15 protein-coding genes and 4 tRNA genes are annotated in these 19304 nt (G+C 61.4%); 2 read left to right on the top strand and 17 right to left on the bottom strand.

Annotated elements, in window-relative coordinates:
• Window positions 1-54: 54 nt before the first annotated feature.
• The 8 genes from truA to leuC form a co-directional block, all read right to left on the bottom strand.
• Window positions 55-879, bottom strand: a complete 825-nt coding sequence (truA, locus tag AAEZ05_RS23540; RefSeq protein ID WP_122838212.1) for a tRNA pseudouridine(38-40) synthase TruA — start codon at window positions 877-879, stop codon at window positions 55-57.
• A 183-nt stretch (window positions 880-1062) separates the two neighbouring features.
• Complete coding sequence (locus tag AAEZ05_RS23535; RefSeq protein ID WP_350649146.1) at window positions 1063-3723, bottom strand: FimV/HubP family polar landmark protein; 2661 nt, start codon at window positions 3721-3723, stop codon at window positions 1063-1065.
• Window positions 3724-3816: 93 nt separating this feature from the next.
• Window positions 3817-4827 (bottom strand): aspartate-semialdehyde dehydrogenase, encoded by a 1011-nt coding sequence (locus AAEZ05_RS23530; protein WP_350649144.1) that lies wholly within the window; start codon window positions 4825-4827, stop codon window positions 3817-3819.
• A 119-nt stretch (window positions 4828-4946) separates the two neighbouring features.
• Window positions 4947-6059: an aspartate-semialdehyde dehydrogenase gene (asd, locus tag AAEZ05_RS23525; protein WP_045057948.1), complete on the bottom strand. Its 1113-nt coding sequence runs from the start codon at window positions 6057-6059 to the stop codon at window positions 4947-4949.
• Between the two features lie 69 nt (window positions 6060-6128).
• Window positions 6129-7211, bottom strand: coding sequence for a 3-isopropylmalate dehydrogenase (gene leuB, locus AAEZ05_RS23520; RefSeq protein WP_350649142.1), 1083 nt, complete (start codon window positions 7209-7211; stop codon window positions 6129-6131).
• Window positions 7212-7278: 67 nt separating this feature from the next.
• Window positions 7279-8046, bottom strand: coding sequence for a class I SAM-dependent methyltransferase (locus AAEZ05_RS23515; RefSeq protein WP_350649140.1), 768 nt, complete (start codon window positions 8044-8046; stop codon window positions 7279-7281).
• 146 nt (window positions 8047-8192) lie between these two features.
• On the bottom strand, window positions 8193-8837 hold the full coding sequence (leuD, locus tag AAEZ05_RS23510; RefSeq protein ID WP_350649138.1) for a 3-isopropylmalate dehydratase small subunit: 645 nt from the start codon (window positions 8835-8837) through the stop codon (window positions 8193-8195).
• A gap of 11 nt (window positions 8838-8848) precedes the next feature.
• On the bottom strand, window positions 8849-10267 hold the full coding sequence (leuC, locus tag AAEZ05_RS23505; RefSeq protein ID WP_045057952.1) for a 3-isopropylmalate dehydratase large subunit: 1419 nt from the start codon (window positions 10265-10267) through the stop codon (window positions 8849-8851).
• Window positions 10268-10414: 147 nt separating this feature from the next.
• Here leuC and AAEZ05_RS23500 point away from each other — a divergent pair, with 147 nt between their 5' ends.
• Window positions 10415-11305 (top strand): LysR family transcriptional regulator, encoded by an 891-nt coding sequence (locus tag AAEZ05_RS23500; protein WP_045057953.1) that lies wholly within the window; start codon window positions 10415-10417, stop codon window positions 11303-11305.
• A 66-nt stretch (window positions 11306-11371) separates the two neighbouring features.
• Complete coding sequence (locus AAEZ05_RS23495) at window positions 11372-14650, top strand: EAL domain-containing protein (protein WP_205893212.1); 3279 nt, start codon at window positions 11372-11374, stop codon at window positions 14648-14650.
• A 144-nt stretch (window positions 14651-14794) separates the two neighbouring features.
• Here the strand turns inward: AAEZ05_RS23495 and AAEZ05_RS23490 are convergent, their stop codons facing one another.
• From AAEZ05_RS23490 to AAEZ05_RS23450, 9 genes are all read right to left on the bottom strand, one after another.
• Window positions 14795-15241 (bottom strand): Hsp20 family protein, encoded by a 447-nt coding sequence (locus AAEZ05_RS23490; RefSeq protein ID WP_045057955.1) that lies wholly within the window; start codon window positions 15239-15241, stop codon window positions 14795-14797.
• A 120-nt stretch (window positions 15242-15361) separates the two neighbouring features.
• The gene (locus AAEZ05_RS23485) at window positions 15362-16321 is read right to left on the bottom strand and encodes a tRNA dihydrouridine synthase (RefSeq protein WP_350649136.1); all 960 of its coding nucleotides are present in this window, start codon (window positions 16319-16321) and stop codon (window positions 15362-15364) included.
• Between the two features lie 129 nt (window positions 16322-16450).
• Window positions 16451-16888 carry an acyl-CoA thioesterase gene (locus AAEZ05_RS23480; protein WP_205893220.1) on the bottom strand — a complete coding sequence of 146 codons (438 nt, stop codon included), beginning with the start codon at window positions 16886-16888 and terminating at the stop codon, window positions 16451-16453.
• A 44-nt stretch (window positions 16889-16932) separates the two neighbouring features.
• Window positions 16933-17766 carry an alpha/beta fold hydrolase gene (locus AAEZ05_RS23475; RefSeq protein WP_045057958.1) on the bottom strand — a complete coding sequence of 278 codons (834 nt, stop codon included), beginning with the start codon at window positions 17764-17766 and terminating at the stop codon, window positions 16933-16935.
• 31 nt (window positions 17767-17797) lie between these two features.
• Window positions 17798-18337 carry a TetR/AcrR family transcriptional regulator gene (locus AAEZ05_RS23470; RefSeq protein ID WP_122838200.1) on the bottom strand — a complete coding sequence of 180 codons (540 nt, stop codon included), beginning with the start codon at window positions 18335-18337 and terminating at the stop codon, window positions 17798-17800.
• 184 nt (window positions 18338-18521) lie between these two features.
• A tRNA-Glu gene (locus AAEZ05_RS23465) sits at window positions 18522-18597 on the bottom strand.
• Between the two features lie 80 nt (window positions 18598-18677).
• Window positions 18678-18753 (bottom strand) — tRNA-Ala (locus AAEZ05_RS23460).
• Window positions 18754-18806: 53 nt separating this feature from the next.
• A tRNA-Glu gene (locus AAEZ05_RS23455) sits at window positions 18807-18882 on the bottom strand.
• A gap of 79 nt (window positions 18883-18961) precedes the next feature.
• A tRNA-Ala gene (locus AAEZ05_RS23450) sits at window positions 18962-19037 on the bottom strand.
• Window positions 19038-19304: the final 267 nt, after the last annotated feature.

The following is a 19304-nucleotide window of genomic DNA, read 5'->3' as shown; positions in this document are numbered from 1 at the left end:
ACCCCAAGCTAATTCCGGGAAAGTCCCGGATGGTAACAAATGCGTTCGAGGGCGTCAGCCGTCAAGTTCGGCGAAACCGGTAAGGAAGTGTGGGCCAATGTAACGCTCGGGCAACTGGAACTCGTCGCGGTATTCCACCTGCACCAGATACAGCCCGAACGGATGTGCTGTTACCCCGCCAGAGCGACGGATGCGGCTTTCCAGCACTTCCTTCATCCACTCCACCGGACGCTCGCCGGCGCCAATGGTCATCAACACGCCGGCAATGTTGCGCACCATGTGGTGCAGGAACGCGCTGGCACGGATGTCCAGCACGATCATCTTGCCGTGGCGAGTGACGCGCAGGTGGTGCAGTTCCTTGACCGGAGACTTGGCCTGGCACTGGCCGGCGCGGAAGGCGCTGAAGTCATGAGTGCCGACCAGGTATTGCGCCGCTTCGGCCATGCGTTCGACGTCCAGCGGCCGGTGGTTCCAGGTGATCTCTTCGTTCAGGTGGGCCGGGCGGATCTGATCGTTGTAGATAACGTAGCGATAGCGCCGGGCGATGGCCTTGAACCGCGCGTGAAAATGCGCAGGCATGACCTTGGCCCAGCTGACGCTGACGTCGTGGGGCAAGTTGATGTTGGCGCCCATGACCCAGGCTTTCATCGAGCGCTCGACCTGGGTGTCGAAGTGCACCACCTGGCCACAAGCGTGCACACCGGCATCAGTGCGCCCGGCGCAGAGCAGCGAGACTGGCGAGTTGGCGACTTTCGACAGGGCATTTTCCAGGGTTTCCTGCACGGTGAGCACACCGGATGCCTGGCGCTGCCAGCCGCGATAGCGCGAACCTTTGTACTCGACGCCCAGTGCGATGCGGAAAAAACCTTCAGGCACCATTTCGGCGGCCGGATTATCTATATTTGCCAAGGGGTGACAGCCTGCTGATGTGCGCAAAGGCGGGCATTATAAGGCTGTGGGACGGGGATGCCAGCCAAAGTCAAAAGATCGATCTTTTGATTTTCTTCCAACAACAAAAAACGGCAGCCTCAATGGCTGCCGCTGTTGTTCACGCCCTATTCATCAAACCAGCCGCGACAGCATGTCCTTCGCTTCGCTCTTCTGCCCGTCATCGCCTTCGCTCACGACCTCATTGAGGATATCGCGCGCACCATCGCTGTCGCCCATGTCGATGTAGGCCTGGGCCAGGTCGAGCTTGGTTGCGACTTCGTCGGTGCCCGAGAGGAAATCGAACTCGGGCTCGTCGTCTGCGGAAACCAGCGCGTCGTCGGCGGTAAAGGTCGGCGCGCTGATATCCCGGGACAGACGATCCAGTTCGGCGCTCAGGTCGTCCGGTTCGGCAGGCAAGGCTTCAGACGTACCCTGCGCATCCATCTCGTCAGCCAGCGACAGGTCGAAGTCATCCGGCAGTTCCAGGTCGTCCTGCGGCACTTCGGGAGTACCTGGCACGTCAGCGACAGGCAGGTCCTTGGCGCCTTCGTCCAGGTCCAGGAGGAAGTCATCCTCGGCCAGGATCGCCGGGGAGGTATCACCGCCGAGGTCCATGTCCAGATCGAAATCCGACAGGTCGTCGAGGTTTTCCTTGATCTCGGTCTGCTGTTGCAACACCGACTGGAAGCTCAGGTCATCGTCGGACGGGAATTCGTCCAGCTCACCGAGGGCATCCGGCTCAATTTCGGGTGCAACCACTGCTGGAGAGGCGGCTTCCCGGTCATCCAGGCTCAGGTCGAAGCTTTCGTCCAGCGCCTCATCAGCCACCGGCGCCGGCTCTGCGGCTGGTTCCTGTGGCTCGTCCAGCATCAGGTCCTTGACGTACTGCGCATCCATTTGCGCAGCCAGGGCTGCGGCAGCAATACCGCCTGCGGCGACCATCGCCATGGCCGGGAAGCGGCTTTTGAGCTGTTCGACCTGGGCGTAGTTATCGCCATTGGCTACCAGCTTGCGCTCCTGAGCGACGAAGGCTTCGCGATCGCCCTGCCGGCCGTAGATTTCCATCAGCTTGAGGCGCAAGTCGCTGCGCTGAGGCTCTTGCTTGATGCCGTCTTCCAGTAACGCGCCCGCCTGGTTGAACCGACCGGCGTTGATATGCGACTGAGCCCGGGGCAAGACGTCGTCGGAGTGCTCTGCAGCTGGCGAGATCAGTGGCGCTGCGATGGGTGGAGTAACGATCACCGGAGCGATTACCGGCGCGGGTGCAGGTGCTGGCGCCGGAGCCGGCTCTGGCATGGTCGCCATTTTCACGCTCGGCGGTGGAACTTCCAGGCCTTCGAAGCTGCTTTCCGGCAGATCGTGATCGACCGAGAACTCTTGCTCTTCGGACAAGGCGCGAGCCATGCGCAGGTGTTTCTCAGCTTCCTGCTGGGCCTTGCGGCGACGGGCCAGCAGCAACAGCAGGAGCAGCAGAACGATTGCCCCACCGCCAACCATGCCCAGAAGCCACGGGTTGGTCAGCAGGTCGTTGTATTTCTGCTCGTCCGTGGCAGTCGCTGGTGCAGGCTCGACCGGCTTGTCCTCGACCACCGGTGTAGCTTCGGGGGTCGCTGCGGGTGCTGGTGGCACGGTTTCTGGTGCCAGGCCCTGTTCCGGAGCAGTCACTGCAGGATCGGTGGCCAGTTCGGCGTTGATCGCCGGGGCAGCCGCCACATCCGCAGGCGCGTCCTGACCTCCTTCTGCCTGCAACTTGGCCAGCTGATTGTTCTTCAGTTCGATCAGCTTCTGCAGCTTGTCCAGCTGGCTCTGCAGATCGGCCATGCGGCTTTTCAGTTCTTCGTTGTCCCGACGGGTGGTGTCGAGGCTTTCCTGAGTCACCGCCAGCTTGTTGCTCAAATTCTTCGCGTCGCCCCCCGCGCCTTTCGCACCGGCCTTGCCGGCTTCGGCCGAGACCAGGCTGAGGTTATCCCGGGCAGCCTGCGTTGAAGGAGCGTCACCGCGAGGACGATTGGTCGCGTCGAGCTGCTGCTGCCCGGCACCGGGCTGCGGCGCATAACGACGGCCCTGACGCCAGGCGGTGTTCTGCGCGGCGACTTCGGCGATGGCTTTGGATTGCGGCAGGCTGGTGCTCTGCCCCTGGTCCGGCAGACGCAGCACCTGCCCGGTTTTCAACCGGTTGATGTTGCCGTCGATAAACGCATCCGGGTTGAGCGCCTGGATCGCCAGCATGGTCTGCTGCACCGAACCGCCATTGCGCGCCTTCGCGGCGATTTCCCACAGGGTGTCGCGGCGAGTGGTGGTGTACTCGGTCGGCTTGGTCGCACCCGTGACCGGTGCGGTGACAGTTTGGCTCGGCGCTGGCTGCGCAGCGGCATCAGCGGTCTGCGGAGAGAACTTGGATGGGTCGAGCAATACGCTGTAGTCGCGCAGCAAGCGGCCGTTGGGCCACATGACCTGCACGAGGAATTTCACCATCGGCTCGGACAATGGCTTGCTCGACGTGACGCGCAGGATGCTTTTGCCGCCGGGGTTGAGCACCGGGGTAAAGGTCAGGTCGTTGAGAAACGCCTGGCGATCGACCCCGGCCTTGGCGAAATCTTCTGCCGAAGCAAGGCTAGGCACCACTTCGGCCGCTGTCAGCTCCTTGATATCGAGGAGCTCGATCTCCGCGACCAGCGGCTGGTTCAGGGTGGACTTCAGGGTCAACTCCCCGAGCCCGAGGGCATGCGCCATACCGGAGGACAGCGCCGAGGCGGCCGCTATTGCTAACACCAGTTTGCGAACTTGAACCATAGCCTCATCCTTAGTTTGAACCGCGCTGTCGACCACTGCGGGCAAGCATAGCGCCCGACAGCATTCAGTCGACAAATTATTGGCAAGTATCTTTTACGAAAGGTCTTTTATCAACAATTCGGCCACCTGCACTGCATTGAGGGCCGCACCTTTGCGTACGTTATCTGACGTCAGCCACAGATTTAGTTCCGACGGGTCGTCGATTCCCCGGCGAACCCGGCCGACATAGACAACGTCCTGCCCTACTGCGTCACCGACCGCAGTCGGGTAATCACCGGCCTCGACCAGCTCAATCCCGGGCGCATCGTCCAGGGCCGCGTTGACTTGCGCCAGATCGACCTCGCCTGCAGTCTGCAGGGTCACGCTATAGCTATCGCCGAAAAACACCGGGGCTTGAATGCAGGTGACGGAAATTTTCAACGAAGGCAGCGCCATGACCTGACGCACTTCGCGTACCAGGCGTTTTTCCAGCTGCGTGTGGCCCTGCTCGTCAGGCTTGCCGACCTGGGCCAGCAGGTTGAATGCCATCTGCCGATCAAAGAAGCTGGGCTCCAGAGGGCGCACATTGAGCAGCTCGGCGGTCTGCCGGGCCAACTCGGTGACGGCTTCGCGGCCCTGGGCTGACACAGCGAGGCAAGCGGTCAGATTAATGCGCTGCAGGTCGATAATGCCCAGCAAGGGTGCCAGCACCACGGCCAGCGTGGTGGCCGACGGGCTAGGGCTGCTGACCTGAAACGGAGTTTTCATCCCGTCGAGCAGGTGGACGTTGGCTTCGGGCACCACTTGCGGAGCCTGATCGGCCGGCAAGGCGCCGGACAAGTCGATCACCGAGCACCCGGCAGCCGTGGCGCGCGATGCGAAACTGAGGGTGACAGCGGGGCCGGCGGCGAAGAACACCAGTTGGACCTTGCTGAAGTCGAACTCGTCGACTTCACGCACCCGCACGTTCTTGCCGCGAAACGGCACCGAATGCCCGGCTGACTCGCTGCTGGCGAGCAGGTGCAGGTTGCCCACCGGGAAGTCGCGCTCTTCGAGGATCTGCACCAGCGTTTCGCCGACCGTTCCGGTGGCGCCAATTACGGCAATATCAAAGGACTGGGTCATGGTGCTACCTCTGGCGGAACGGGGGGAGCGGCACTTTACCGGGTGGTGGGGGCGCAGGCAATTTCATAAAAAAACCCGCACCTCTTTCAAGGCACGGGCTCTTTGTTTACTTCAGTCGATCAACGCTCAAGCAGGATCCGCAGCATGCGACGCAGCGGCTCCGCGGCGCCCCACAACAGCTGGTCGCCCACGGTGAATGCGCCGACGAACTGCGAACCCATGTTCAGCTTGCGCAGACGGCCCACCGGTACATTCAGGGTGCCGGTGACCTTGGTCGGGCTCAGTTCCTGGATGCTGGCTTCACGGTTGTTCGGCACCAGCTTGACCCACGGGTTGTGCTGGCTGATCAGCCCTTCGATATCGGCGATCGGCACGTCTTTGTTCAGCTTGATGGTCAGCGCCTGGCTGTGGCAGCGCATGGCGCCGATGCGCACGCAGATGCCGTCCACCGGGATCGGGCTCTTGAAGCGACCGAGGATCTTGTTGGTCTCGGCCTGGGCTTTCCACTCTTCACGGCTCTGACCGTTCGGCAGTTCCTTGTCGATCCACGGGATCAGGCTGCCGGCCAGCGGTACGCCAAAGTTTTCGGTCGGGTACGCGTCGCTGCGCATCGCTTCGGCCACACGACGGTCGATGTCGAGGATCGCGCTTGCCGGGTCAGCCAGTTGATCGGCGACAGCGGCGTGGGTCGCGCCCATCTGCTTGATCAGCTCACGCATGTTCTGCGCGCCGGCACCGGAAGCCGCCTGATACGTCATGGCGCTCATCCACTCCACCAGGCCGGCTTCGAACAGGCCGCCCAGGCCCATCAGCATCAGGCTGACTGTGCAGTTGCCGCCGATGTAGTTCTTGGTGCCCGCATCGAGCTGCTGGTCGATGACCTTGCGATTCACCGGGTCCAGCACAATCACCGCGTCATCCTGCATGCGCAGGCTGGAAGCGGCGTCGATCCAGTAACCCTGCCAGCCGGCTTCGCGCAGTTTCGGGAAGACTTCGCTGGTGTAGTCGCCACCCTGGCAGGTCAGAATCACGTCGAGGGTCTTCAGCTCTTCAATGCTGTAAGCGTCCTTGAGCGGAGCAATGTCCTTGCCCACGGACGGGCCTTGGCCACCGACATTCGAAGTGGTGAAAAACACCGGCTCGATAAGATCGAAATCCTGCTCTTCCAGCATCCGCTGCATGAGCACGGAACCGACCATACCGCGCCAACCGATCAGACCTACACGTTTCATCGCAACTACACCTTCTTTAAAAAGTGGGCCGCTGCTTTCGAAGTTGAAAGTGGCAGCGGGCCCGAGAGATTACAGATTCCGCAGCGCGGCGACTACTGCGTCACCCATTTCCTGCGTTCCGACTTTAGTGCAACCGGTCGACCAGATGTCGCCGGTGCGCAGCCCCTGGTCCAGAACCAGGCTGACTGCTTTTTCGATGGCATCGGCCGCAACCTGCTGGTTGAAGCTGTAACGCAGCATCATCGACACCGACAGGATGGTCGCCAACGGGTTGGCAATGCCTTGGCCTGCGATGTCCGGCGCCGAACCGTGGCAAGGCTCGTACATGCCCTTGTTGTTGGTGTCCAGGGACGCCGATGGCAGCATGCCGATGGACCCGGTGAGCATCGACGCCTGGTCGGACAGGATGTCGCCGAACAGGTTGTCGGTGACGATCACGTCGAACTGCTTGGGTGCGCGCACCAGCTGCATGGCAGCGTTGTCGACGTACATGTGGCTCAGCTCGACTTCAGGGTAGTCCTTGGCCACTTGCTCGACGATTTCACGCCACAGCTGGCTGGATGCCAGAACGTTGGCCTTGTCCACCGAGCACAGCTTCTTGCCACGCACCATGGCCATGTCGAAACCGACACGGGCAATACGGCGGATTTCGCTTTCGCTGTATGGCAGGGTGTCGTAGGCCTGGCGCTCGCCGTTTTCCAGGGTGCGGGTGCCGCGTGGCGCGCCGAAGTAGATGCCGCCGGTCAGTTCGCGAACGATCAGGATATCCAGGCCCGCGACGACTTCCGGCTTCAGGCTCGAAGCCTCGGCCAGTTGCGGGTAGAGGATCGCCGGGCGCAGGTTGCCGAACAGGCCCAGTTGCGCACGGATTTTCAGCAGGCCGCGCTCAGGGCGGATGTCACGCTCGATGGTGTCCCATTTCGGGCCGCCCACGGCGCCCAGCAGCACAGCGTCGGCCGCGCGGGCACGCTCCAGGGTTTCGTCAGCCAGGGGCACGCCATGCTTGTCGATGGCAGCACCGCCGATCACGTCGTGGCTCAGCTCGAAACCCAGGTTGAACTTGTCGCTGGCCAATGCCAGGACCTTGACCGCTTCGGCCATGATTTCCGGGCCAATACCGTCACCTGGGAGAATCAGAATCTGCTTGCTCATGCTTTCCTCTTGTCATCAGTCGGTGCGCCCTTGGAGCACACCCGGAAAAATTCTATCGTTGCGTGACTCATTTTTCGGCGAACAGCACCAGCACGTCGGTGCTGAACGAACCATCCGCCTCAATCTCGAAATACTCGCGCACCTCGCTGCCCATCGCCTGCTGCAACTCGCGGATCGCGGCGCGCATCACCTGGGGTGTGCGCATGCGCTCAACCCAGCTGCTGTATTCCAGGCGCAGGCGTTGACGCGTTGTGCTGCGGGTGTGCAACCCTGCCTCGCTGACCTGGCGCAACCACTCGCCGGCGGAATAATCGCGCACATGGCTGGTGTCGCGCAGCACTTCAACGCTTTGCAGGTAAGTGTCGAACAACGGACTGCCCGGTGACAACACATCGATGAACGCGGCCACGCCACCCGGTTTCAGCACCCGCCAAACTTCCCGCAACGCCACACCGAGATCGCTCCAATGGTGCGCCGAGTACCGACTGAAGACGAATTCGAACTCGCCATCGGCAAACGGCAGGCGCTCGGCGGCACCATTGACGGTGGTGACATTGCCCAGACCACGATCGACAGCCGCGGCGGTGACCACATCGAGCATTTGCTGCGACAGGTCGTACGCCACTACTTCCTTGACCAGTGGCGCCACCTGGAAGCTGACATGACCGGCACCGCATCCCAAGTCCAGCACGCGGGCGTTGCCCTGCCCCGCCAATTCAGCCTGTAGCAAAGCGAATTCAGTGCCTTGAGCGTGGACGGCGCTACTCAGATAGGCCGAGGCCTGTTCACCGAATTGCTTCTGGACTACCTGGCTGTGCTGGGCGGTGCTGGTCATGGGGACTTCCTTTTTGGGATGAGTCTTTGTGTTGTTTATTCGGGCCTCATCGCGAGCAGGCTCGCTCCCACAGGGTTTTGTGAACGCCGCACATCCAATGTGGGAGCCAGCCTGCTGGCGATGGCGTCATCACGCCTTACGCAAACTTATGCGTCGCGAAACAACCAAGGCTGGCTCGCGCGGTGCTTGGCTTCAAACGACGCAATTGCCTCATGGTCCTGCAAGGTCAGGCCAATATCGTCCAGGCCATTGAGCAGGCAATGCTTGCGGAACGCATCGATCTCGAAGCTCAGCACCTTGCCATCCGGGCGAGTCACCGTCTGCGCTTGCAGATCAACCTGCAACTGGTACCCAGGGTTGGCTTCAACCTGCTGGAAAAGCTCATCGACTTCAGCGTCGCTCAAGATGATCGGCAACAAGCCATTCTTGAAGCTGTTGTTGAAGAAAATGTCGGCGTAGCTCGGCGCGATGATGCTGCGAAAGCCATATTCTTCAAGGGCCCAGGGCGCGTGTTCACGGCTGGAGCCGCAACCGAAGTTCTCACGGGCCAGCAGTACACTCGCGCCCTGATAACGTTCGGCGTTAAGCACGAAGTCCTTGTTCAACGGTCGCTTGGAATTGTCCTGATACGGCTGCCCCACATCCAGGTAGCGCCATTCGTCGAACAGGTTCGGGCCGAAACCCGTGCGCTTGATCGACTTGAGGAACTGCTTCGGGATGATCTGATCGGTGTCGACGTTGGCACGATCCAGAGGCGCGACAAGTCCAGTGTGCTGGGTAAAAGCTCTCATTCTGCGCTCCTTTAGATCAATTCACGGACGTCGACGAAACGACCGTTTACTGCGGCGGCGGCGGCCATGGCCGGGCTCACCAGGTGAGTACGACCACCGGCACCCTGACGGCCTTCGAAGTTGCGGTTCGAGGTGGACGCGCAATGCTCGCCCGACTCCAGACGGTCCGGGTTCATCGCCAGGCACATCGAGCACCCTGGCTCGCGCCATTCAAAACCGGCCTCGAGGAAAATCTTGTCCAGGCCTTCGGATTCAGCTTGCGCCTTCACCAGGCCCGAGCCTGGCACCACGATGGCCTGCTTGATGGTCGACGCCACTTTGCGGCCCTTGGCGATCACGGCAGCGGCGCGCAAATCTTCGATGCGCGAGTTGGTGCAGGAGCCGATGAACACGCGGTCCAGCTGGATATCAGTAATCGCCTGATTGGCAGTGAGGCCCATGTATTTCAAGGCGCGCTCGATGGAGCCGCGCTTGACCAGGTCCGGTTCCTGAGCCGGGTCTGGCACGTTCTGATCAACGGCCAGGACCATCTCCGGCGAAGTGCCCCAGCTGACTTGCGGCTTGATCTGCGTGGCATCGAGCTCGACGACGGTGTCGAACTTCGAGTCCGCGTCAGACACCAGGTCTTTCCACGCCTCGACAGCCAAGTCCCACTCCGCGCCTTTCGGAGCAAATGGACGGCCCTTGACGTAGGCCACGGTTTTTTCATCCGCCGCCACCAGGCCCACGCGTGCGCCGGCTTCAATGGACATGTTGCAGATGGTCATGCGCCCTTCAACCGACAGGTCGCGGATCGCGCTGCCAGCGAACTCGATGGCGTGGCCATTACCGCCGGCCGTGCCGATCTTGCCGATCACGGCGAGCACGATGTCCTTGGCCGTCACGCCGAACGGCAATTCGCCTTCGACCGACACCAGCATATTCTTCATTTTCTGGGCGACCAGGCACTGGGTGGCGAGCACGTGCTCGACCTCGGAAGTGCCAATACCGTGAGCCAAAGCGCCGAATGCGCCGTGGGTCGAGGTGTGGGAGTCGCCGCAGACCACCGTCATGCCCGGCAAGGTGGCGCCCTGCTCCGGGCCGATGACGTGGACGATACCCTGGCGCACGTCGTTCATCTTGAACTCGACAATGCCGTATTCATCGCAGTTGTCGTCGAGGGTCTGAACCTGCAGACGCGAGACCTGGTCCGCAATCGCTTCGATGCCGCCCTTGCGCTCCGGCGTGGTCGGTACGTTATGGTCCGGGGTCGCGATATTGGCATCGATGCGCCAAGGCTTGCGCCCGGCCAGGCGCAGGCCTTCGAAGGCTTGCGGCGAGGTCACTTCATGGATGATGTGACGGTCGATGTAGATCAGCGCAGAACCATCGTCGCGCTGTTTGACCAAATGCGAATCCCAGAGCTTGTCGTAGAGCGTTTTGCCGGCCATCAGACGGTTTCCTCATCATTTGTTTCTATGCCCCGGGTTTTGAACGACTCAATAACCCTTTGGCTTGTGAGGTCGATCCTAGGGGGTTACATTAAATAACTCAAATTCATATTTTTTATGCTTTGGATAACCATCTGGAATACCGCAATGGACCTCGCCAACCTTAATGCTTTTATCGCGATTGCCGAGACCGGCAGCTTCTCTGGCGCGGGAGAACGACTGCACCTGACGCAACCGGCGATCAGCAAACGCATCGCCGGGCTGGAACAACAGTTGAAAGTGCGGCTGTTCGATCGGCTGGGCCGCGAAGTCGGCCTGACCGAAGCTGGCCGCGCCCTGTTGCCGCGGGCTTACCAGATTCTCAACGTGCTGGACGACACCCGCCGCGCCCTGACCAACCTGACCGGCGAAGTCAGCGGGCGCCTGACCCTGGCCACCAGCCACCACATCGGCCTGCACCGCCTGCCGCCTTTATTAAGGGAGTTCACCCGACGCTACCCGCAAGTAGCGCTGGATATTCAGTTCCTCGATTCGGAAGTGGCCTACGAAGAAATCCTCCATGGCCGCGCGGAACTGGCGGTCATCACCCTGGCCCCCGAACCTCACTCCCTGGTCAAAGCCACCCCGGTGTGGGACGACCCGCTGGATTTCGTGGTCGCACCGGAACATTCGCTGATCAGCAATGGCGCGGTGAGCCTGGCAGACATCGCCCTGCACCCGGCGGTGTTCCCCGGCGGCAACACCTTTACCCACCACATCGTCCAGCGCCTGTTCGAGGCTCAAGGGCTGACGCCGAACATCGCCATGAGCACCAACTACCTCGAAACCATCAAGATGATGGTGTCCATCGGCCTGGCCTGGAGCGTGTTGCCGCGCACCATGCTTGATGAGCAGGTGGCGCGCATCCCTTTGCCGGGCATACAGCTCACTCGCCAGCTAGGCTATATCCTGCACACAGAACGGACGCTGTCGAACGCGGCACGGGCTTTCATGGCTTTGCTGGACGCACAAATCGATCAGCCAGGGACACATGGCTAACTTGTGCTACTCCTATAGTGCCGCGAGACCCAGCGCCTAACGCCCTATTCAGTCTAAGGCTTGCCAATGCCGAAATCTGTTGACCGTATTCCGCCGATGCCGCGTATCCAGGCGCTGGACCCCAAACGGTCCGAGCAAAGTTGGGAAAGCGCGCCACAGTTGCTCGCGGCCCTCAACGGTGCCCGCCTGGGCGCCTGGTATTGGGACATCGAGCGTGGGCAGATCAGTTGGTCTCGGGGTACCCAGGCGCTGTTTGGCTTCGACCCCCATACGCCGCTGCCCGCCGACCTGGAATACCTCGACCTGCTGCCGCCGGAAGACCGGGCAAAAACCGTGCGCGCCTTCCATGCAGTGATCGCCGGCGCGCCGCTGGAGCAGGCGATGCACCACCGCATTCGCTGGCCCGATGGCAGCCTGCACTGGCTGGAGATCAATGGCAGCCTGCTGCCAGACAAGGACGGCCGCCCGCGAATGATCGGCGTGATCCGCGAAATCACCCACCAGCGCCAGCGCGAACAGGCCCTGAGCAGCTCGGAGAAACGTTTCGCGACGCTGTTTCACCTGTGCCCGAACATGGTGCTGCTGACCCGCCAGGAAGACGGCCTGATCACCGAGGCCAACCAGTATTTTGAAAGCCTGTTCGGCTGGCCGGTACAGAACGCCATCGGCCGAACCACCCTGGAGCTGGGCCTCTGGGTGCATCCCGAGCAGCGCGAGCGACTGGTCAAGGCGACCAAGGCCAAAGGGGAACTCATCAGCATGGAGGTGCAGTTTCGCGCCAGCAACGGGCAGATCCACGACGGCATTCTCAGCGCGCAGAAGGTCGAACTCGAAGGCCAACCCTATCTGCTCAGCACCTTCCTCGACACCACCGAACGCAAAGCCGCCGAGCTCGCCCTCAAAGACAGCCAGGAGCGCCTGGACCTGGCGCTGGATTCGGCGCAACTGGGTACCTGGGATTGGCACATCCCCAGCGGCATGCTCTATGGCTCGGCACGCGCTGCGCAGTTGCACGGGTTGGAGGCAATCCCTTTCCACGAGTCCTTCGACGAGTTTTTCGAAGGCGTACCCGATGAAGAGCGCGGCAGCATGCGCGACGCCTACCGCAGCTTGCGCGAGGGCCCGGCCGGCAATTATCAGCTGACCTACCGGGTGCAACTGGCCGACGGCAGCTCGCGCTACCTGGAAAGCCGCGCGCGGCTGTACCGCGACGAAAACGGTGCCCCGCTGCGCATGGCCGGCACCCTGCTCGACATCACTGATCAGGTGGAGCGTGAGCAACAGCTGGTAGCGTCGGAAGAGAAATTTGCCAGCCTGTTCCAGGTCAGCCCCGATCCAATTTGCGTCACTCGCCAGGACAGCGGCCAGTTCATCGAGATCAACTCCAGCTTCACCCAGGCATTTGGCTGGAGCGCCACCGATGTGATCGGGCACAGCGCCGACGAAATCGGCCTGTGGGACGCCTCGGCGAAAAGCCTGCACCGCATTGAACAGGTGATCCGCGAACAGGGCCTGAGTAACGTGGCCATCCAGGTCCAGCACAAAGATGGGCATTCGCTCACCTGTGTGATCTCCAGCCGCCAGATCAGTGTCAGCGACCATCCCTGCGTGGTCACCACCCTGCGCGACATCACCCAGCAGCAGCGGTCTGAAGCGGCACTCAAGGCCAGCGAAGAGAAATTTGCCAAGGCGTTCCACTCCAGCCCGGACGCCATCACCATCACCGAGCGCGACACCGGACGTTACCTGGAGGTCAACGACGGCTTCTGCCGCCTCACCGGCTACCAGGCCGATGAAGTCGTCGGGCGCACGGTGTATCAGGTCGGCATCTGGGCCGAGGAGAAACAGCGCTCCTCACTGCTGGCCGAACTGCAGCTCAACGGCCGGGTGCATCACCAGGAAATGCTCGGGCGCAACAAGCGCGGCGAGTTGCTCACCGTTGAAGTGTCGGTAGAGCCCATCACCCTCAACGAAACCGCCTGCCTGCTGCTGACCGCCCGGGACGTCAGCCTGCTGAAAAACGCCGAGGCGCAGATTCGCCACCTGGCCTACCACGACCCCCTGACCAACCTGCCCAACCGCGCATTGCTGATGGACCGCCTGAGCCAGCAGATCGCCCTGCTCAAGCGCCACAACCTGCGCGGCGCCCTGCTGTTTCTCGACCTCGACCACTTCAAGCACATCAATGATTCCCTCGGGCATCCCGTGGGCGACACCGTACTGAAAATCATCACCGCGCGCCTCGAAGCCAGCGTGCGCATGGAAGACACCGTGGCACGCCTGGGGGGTGACGAGTTCGTGGTGCTGCTCAGCGGCCTGGAAGGTTCGCGCGAGGAGGTCAGCACCCAGGTGCGCAGCCTGGCTGACACCCTGCGCGAACTGCTGTCGGAGCCCATGTTCCTCGACGGACAACGCCTGCAAGTCACGCCCAGCATCGGCATCGCACTGATTCCCGACCACGGCTCGACCCCCACCGACCTGCTCAAGCGCGCCGACATCGCCCTGTACCGGGCCAAGGACTCAGGCCGCAATACCGCGCAGATGTACCACAACACCATGCAAAAGGCCGCCAGCGAACGCCTGCGCATGGAAACCGACCTGCGCCTGGCGCTGTCGCGCAACGAATTTCGCGTGCACTTCCAGCCCCAGATCGACGCCCGGGACAACCGCATCGTCGGCGCCGAGGCACTGGTGCGCTGGAATCACCCCGCACTGGGTGCCCAGTCACCCAGCGAGTTCATCAAGGTGCTGGAGGACAGCGGACTGATCCTGGAGGTCGGCAGCTGGATCATCGACGAAGCCTGCCGCGCATTCCAGCACCTGATGGCCGAAGGTCTGATCGACCCGCTCGACTTCAGCCTGTGCGTCAACATCAGCCCGCGCCAATTTCGCCAGAACGACTTCGTCGAACGCGTCGAACACAGCCTGCGCAGCCACGGCCTGCCCTGCTCGCTGCTGAAACTGGAAATCACCGAAGGCATCGTCATTCAGAACCTGGAAGACACCATCAGCAAGATGTGCCGCCTGAAGAAACTCGGCGTGAGCTTCGCCATGGACGATTTTGGCACCGGCTACTCGTCCCTGACCTACCTCAAGCGCCTGCCGGTCGACACCCTGAAAATCGATCAGTCCTTCATCCGCGACGCCACCACCGACCCCAACGACGCCGAAATCATCCGTGCCATCGTCGCCATGGCCCGCAGCCTGGGGTTGAAGGTGATCGCCGAAGGGGTGGAAACCCTGGAGCAGCTGGAGTTTCTGCAGGGACTGGGGTGTTATTTTTACCAAGGGTATCTGCACAGCCGGCCGTTGCCGGTGGAAGCCTTCCAAAAGCTCCTTCAATAACCGCTGAACGTGTAGGAGCTGCCGCAGGCTGCGAACTTTTGATCTTGGCCTGCCAAAAAATCAAAAGATCGCAGCCTGCGGCAGCTCCTACGGGGGAACGCGCATAAAAAAGGGCGCCAATGGCGCCCTTTTCATTGCTCGGCCTTAGTGCTGCAAAGCCGGCTTTTCCATCCCGTTGATCGGGATGCGTTTGGCTTTCGCCTCCTCCGGAATCACCCGCAGCAAATCAATGCTCAGCAACCCGTTACGCAGGTCAGCGGCCTTGATTTCGATGTGATCCGCCAGGCGGAACGACAGCTTGAAAGCACGTTGGGCGATGCCCTGGTGCAGGAAGGTCACGCCTTCGGTAGCGTCGCGTTTGCCGCCACTGATGGTCAGCACGCCCTTCTCGACTTGCAGGTCCAGGTCTTCTTCCTGGAACCCGGCTGCGGCGACCACGATGCGGTATTGGTCGTCACCGTGTTTTTCCACGTTGTAGGGCGGATAGGTGCTGCCTGGCTCATTGCGCAGGGCGGTTTCGAACAGGTCGTTAAAACGGTCGAAGCCTACCGAGGAACGGAACAGTGGGGCCAGGGAAAATGCAGTACTCATGATTCAAATCTCCTGAAAACAATCAGCAAGGTTTATGTCTCCGCGACCCGAATTCGGCATCGCGTACCCCTTAGATAGGGACCGCTGATTACATTTCAAGAGATTATCTGAAGATTTTTTTCAGGCCGCTTCGGACACCTGAAGACCCAGTAAACGCGAGACATTATCCAGCTCTGTCTCGCGGCGCAGCACCGTAAACAGCTCGATCGCTTCCGGATAATTGCGGGTCAGCATTGCCAGCCACTGCTTCAAACGCCCCGGCGATTGGCGCGCTGTCATTTGCGCCTTGGCGTGCAGCCAGAAGTCCTGGATCAACGGCAACAACTCGGCCCAGGTCATTTCGACCACCTCCTCACCCGCCCGCGCCGCCGCGATTTGCCGCGCCAGGTCCGGGCGCGAGACAAGACCGCGACCGAGCATGATGTCTTCGACGCCGCTGATTTCGCGGCAACGACGCCAGTCTTCGACATCCCAGATATCGCCGTTGGCAAACACCGGCACCTTGACCACCTCTTGCACCCGCGGGATCCACTCCCAGTGGGCCGGTGGCTTGTAGCCATCGGTCTTGGTGCGCGCATGCACGACGATATGCGCCGCGCCACCTTCGGCCAGCGCGGTGGCGCAGACCAGCGCGCCGTCGGGGCTGTCGAAGCCCAGGCGCATTTTTGCGGTCACAGGAATGTGCGCCGGCACCGCGCGGCGCACGTGCTCGACGATCTGGTTGAGCAGTTCCGGCTCCTTGAGCAATACCGCGCCACCGCGGGACTTGTTCACGGTCTTGGCCGGGCAGCCGAAGTTCAGGTCGATCACCTCGGAACCCAATTCGCAAGCGAGCGCGGCATTTTCTGCCAGGCACACAGGGTCCGAGCCGAGCAATTGCACGCGCAGCGGCACGCCAGAGGCCGTGCGCGCTCCGGTCAACAATTCAGGGCCGAACTTGTGGAAATAGGCAGGCGTGAGCAGCTGGTCGTTGATGCGGATGAACTCGGTCACACACCAATCGATACCACCGACACGAGTGAGCACGTCCCGCAGGATGTTGTCGACCAACCCCTCCATGGGCGCCAAGGCAATTTGCATGAAAAACACACTCTACGAAAAACGTGCGGCAGTTTACAGGTTTCCCCATGTAGGAGCTGCCGAAGGCTGCGATCTTTTGACTTTGATCCTTAGATCGTCCTATCGCGGCCAGAGCCTTCGGGACGGATGTCAGGCGGGGACTTGCAACGCCGGGCCATAGCCGTCGATGAACTCCGCTGGCATGCGCTTGGGCTTGCCCGTGGAGAGTTCGATACACACGAAAGTGGTCTGCGCACGCAGCAGCGTGGTGTTGTCGCTCGGGCGCTTGAGCTGGAAGTGCCGAGTCATTTTCAGGCGTTGGTCCCAGTCGACGATCCAGGTCGCCAATTGCAAGCCGTCGCCTTCGTAGGCGGCCGCCAGGTAATCGATTTCGTGCCGCACCACCGCCATTGCCCGATCCAGGCGTCGATACTCGACCAGGTCCAGGCCCAGGCGCTGGGAGTGGCGCCAGGCGCAGCGTTCGAGCCAGGTGACATACACCGCGTTATTCGCGTGCCCCAGCCCGTCGATGTCCTCGGCGCCCACTTCCAGGTCAATGATGAACGGCGTTGCCCGATCCCAGCCCATGCCCCACTCCAGTCAGATAGTCACCTGGGCAGTGTAACGGATGCTCAGGCCGATTGGCGCGATTGCAGGCTGCGGCCCGCCAGCAGTGACAGCACGCCATCAATGACTCGTGGGTCGGCCAGCACCCGCTGATGACCGCCTTCTTCAAGGCGCAGCAGACGGCTGTCGAACCAGGCCTCGTTGATCAGCTGGGACTCCTTGACCGAGACCAGACGGTCATCTTCGGCATGCACGATCAGCCCGGGCATATCGAGCTGATAGTGCGCGACATCCAGCGTCGCGGCGCGCATGCCGACGTCTTGCTCGACCTGGCGAATGAACGCCGAACGGGCCTTGGGCGGCAGGCCCACATACCGGGCAAATCCGCGCAAAACGCCGAGTATTCGCGATGGCGCGGCAATGGTCACCAGGGTTTCGGTACGCAGACCCAACTGCACTGCCAGCATCGCACTGGCGCCGCCCATGGAGTGGCCGATCACGGCTTGCAGCGGCGGCAGCTCGGCGGCGGCTTCAAGCATGGCGCGGGCGAACAGGACAACATTCGCTTCGCTGCCCGGCGAGCGCCCGTGGGCGGGACCGTCGAGGGCGACCACGGTGTAGCCGGCGTCCACCAGTGCGTTAATCATGCTGGCGAACTGGGTTGGGCGCCCTTCCCAGCCATGCATCAGCAAGACCGTCGGCCCTTTTCCCCAGCGCAGTGCCGAGAGACCGAAGCGCAAGGTGATGCGCTCCGACCTGGCCAGCAAGGGCAGCTCCCAATCCCGCGGGGGCAGCTCTCGCGGAGTCATGAACGCCAGTCGCATCCTGCTTGCGACCAGTTGAGGGGCAAACCAGCCCAAAGTGCCGTTGACGCCACGAACCCACTTTAACCCGCTCATCGCTCTCACTCCCCAGGCCCAGGCCTTCAGGTCATAGCACCGCCGATTTGGCGGCGCGCAACAGTCGATCGGATAACTCTCCTGGCCCCAGCGCCCGCGCCAGTGCCAGGCCACCCACCATCAAGGCCATGTCGGCCAGGGCCTTGTCGGTTTCTTCCGGGCTGGCCGCCAACTGCGCGACCATCATTTCCACGTGCTCATTCAAGGCCACCCGAAACTCATCGGGCAGCCGGCCCAACTCGCCGACAGACGCCGGGATTGGGCACGCGGAGTCAGACGAATCGCGGTGCTTGCGTGACAGGTAGAACGCGGCCACCAGGGCGCGGCGCTCTTCGCCGGTCAGTTCGGCGTCCATGTCGGCGATCAGGCCACGACGGTGACCCAGCAACTGCTTGAACGCTTCCAGCATCATTGCGTCCTTGCTTTCGAAGTGCGCATAGAAGCCGCCAACCGTCAGGCCGGCTGCGCCCATCACTTCGCCCACGCTCGGTTCGGCCGGGCCGCGCTGGATCAGCGCTGCACTGGCGGCCTTGAGAATGCGTTCGCGGGTTTGAGCTTTTTTATCGTTCATCGTTGCCTCCGAATATTACGACTAGAATATTATTCTCATAATAATTTTCCGCAAGTCGTGGATGTGACCGCTGGTCTGAAGATCAGTTTGAGGTAGAGAGGGGGATTTGGCCAAACGCCAGACAAACAAAAGGGCCATTCAATAATTGAATGACCCTTATAAAATCCCGCAGAGCGGGTAATCGTGGCGTCCCCTAGGGGACTCGAACCCCTGTTACCGCCGTGAAAGGGCGGTGTCCTAGGCCACTAGACGAAGGGGACGCAAAACCTTCTATACAACTGATCAGTGCTGAGTACTGATCGATTCAAGGCCGGTGTGGCCAGACCTTGAACTGTAAAATTGGTGGAGCTTAGCGGGATCGAACCGCTGACCTCCTGCATGCCATGCAGGCGCTCTCCCAGCTGAGCTAAAGCCCCGGATTTTTCGCCTCGCGGCGGAGTGACGTCTTGCAACATCACTTCTGTAAAACTGGCGTCCCCTAGGGGACTCGAACCCCTGTTACCGCCGTGAAAGGGCGGTGTCCTAGGCCACTAGACGAAGGGGACGTAAACCCTTCTATACAACAGATCAACGCTGAGTGTTGATCGCTCCAAGGCCGGTGTGGCCAGACCCTGAAGTGTAAATTGGTGGAGCTAGACGGGATCGAACCGTCGACCTCTTGCATGCCATGCAAGCGCTCTCCCAGCTGAGCTATAGCCCCTCATCGCTGAGGACGGGGCGAATCTTAATGGCGGATCGAAAGGCTGTCAAACTTATTTTTAAAATATTTCAAAGTTTTTTGCCGGGATAACAATCACTTACCGCTCCCCCCCATAAAATGGGGGTACTGGCAACAGCCAGATCAAAAGATCGTCCGATCGCGGCCCGAGCCTTCGGCAGCTCCTACGGGATGAACTGACCCCCAAATGTTGGACGGTCTTTGTTGCTAGCCAGCGGACTGTGTTCTGTATTCCACAGGGCTCATTCC

Source organism: Pseudomonas sp. HY13-MNA-CIBAN-0226 (genome assembly GCF_040310305.1).
GTDB lineage: Bacteria > Pseudomonadota > Gammaproteobacteria > Pseudomonadales > Pseudomonadaceae > Aquipseudomonas > Aquipseudomonas gregormendelii.
Note: the sequence above shows the minus strand (reverse complement) of the source record. Positions and strands in the feature narration are given on the sequence as shown.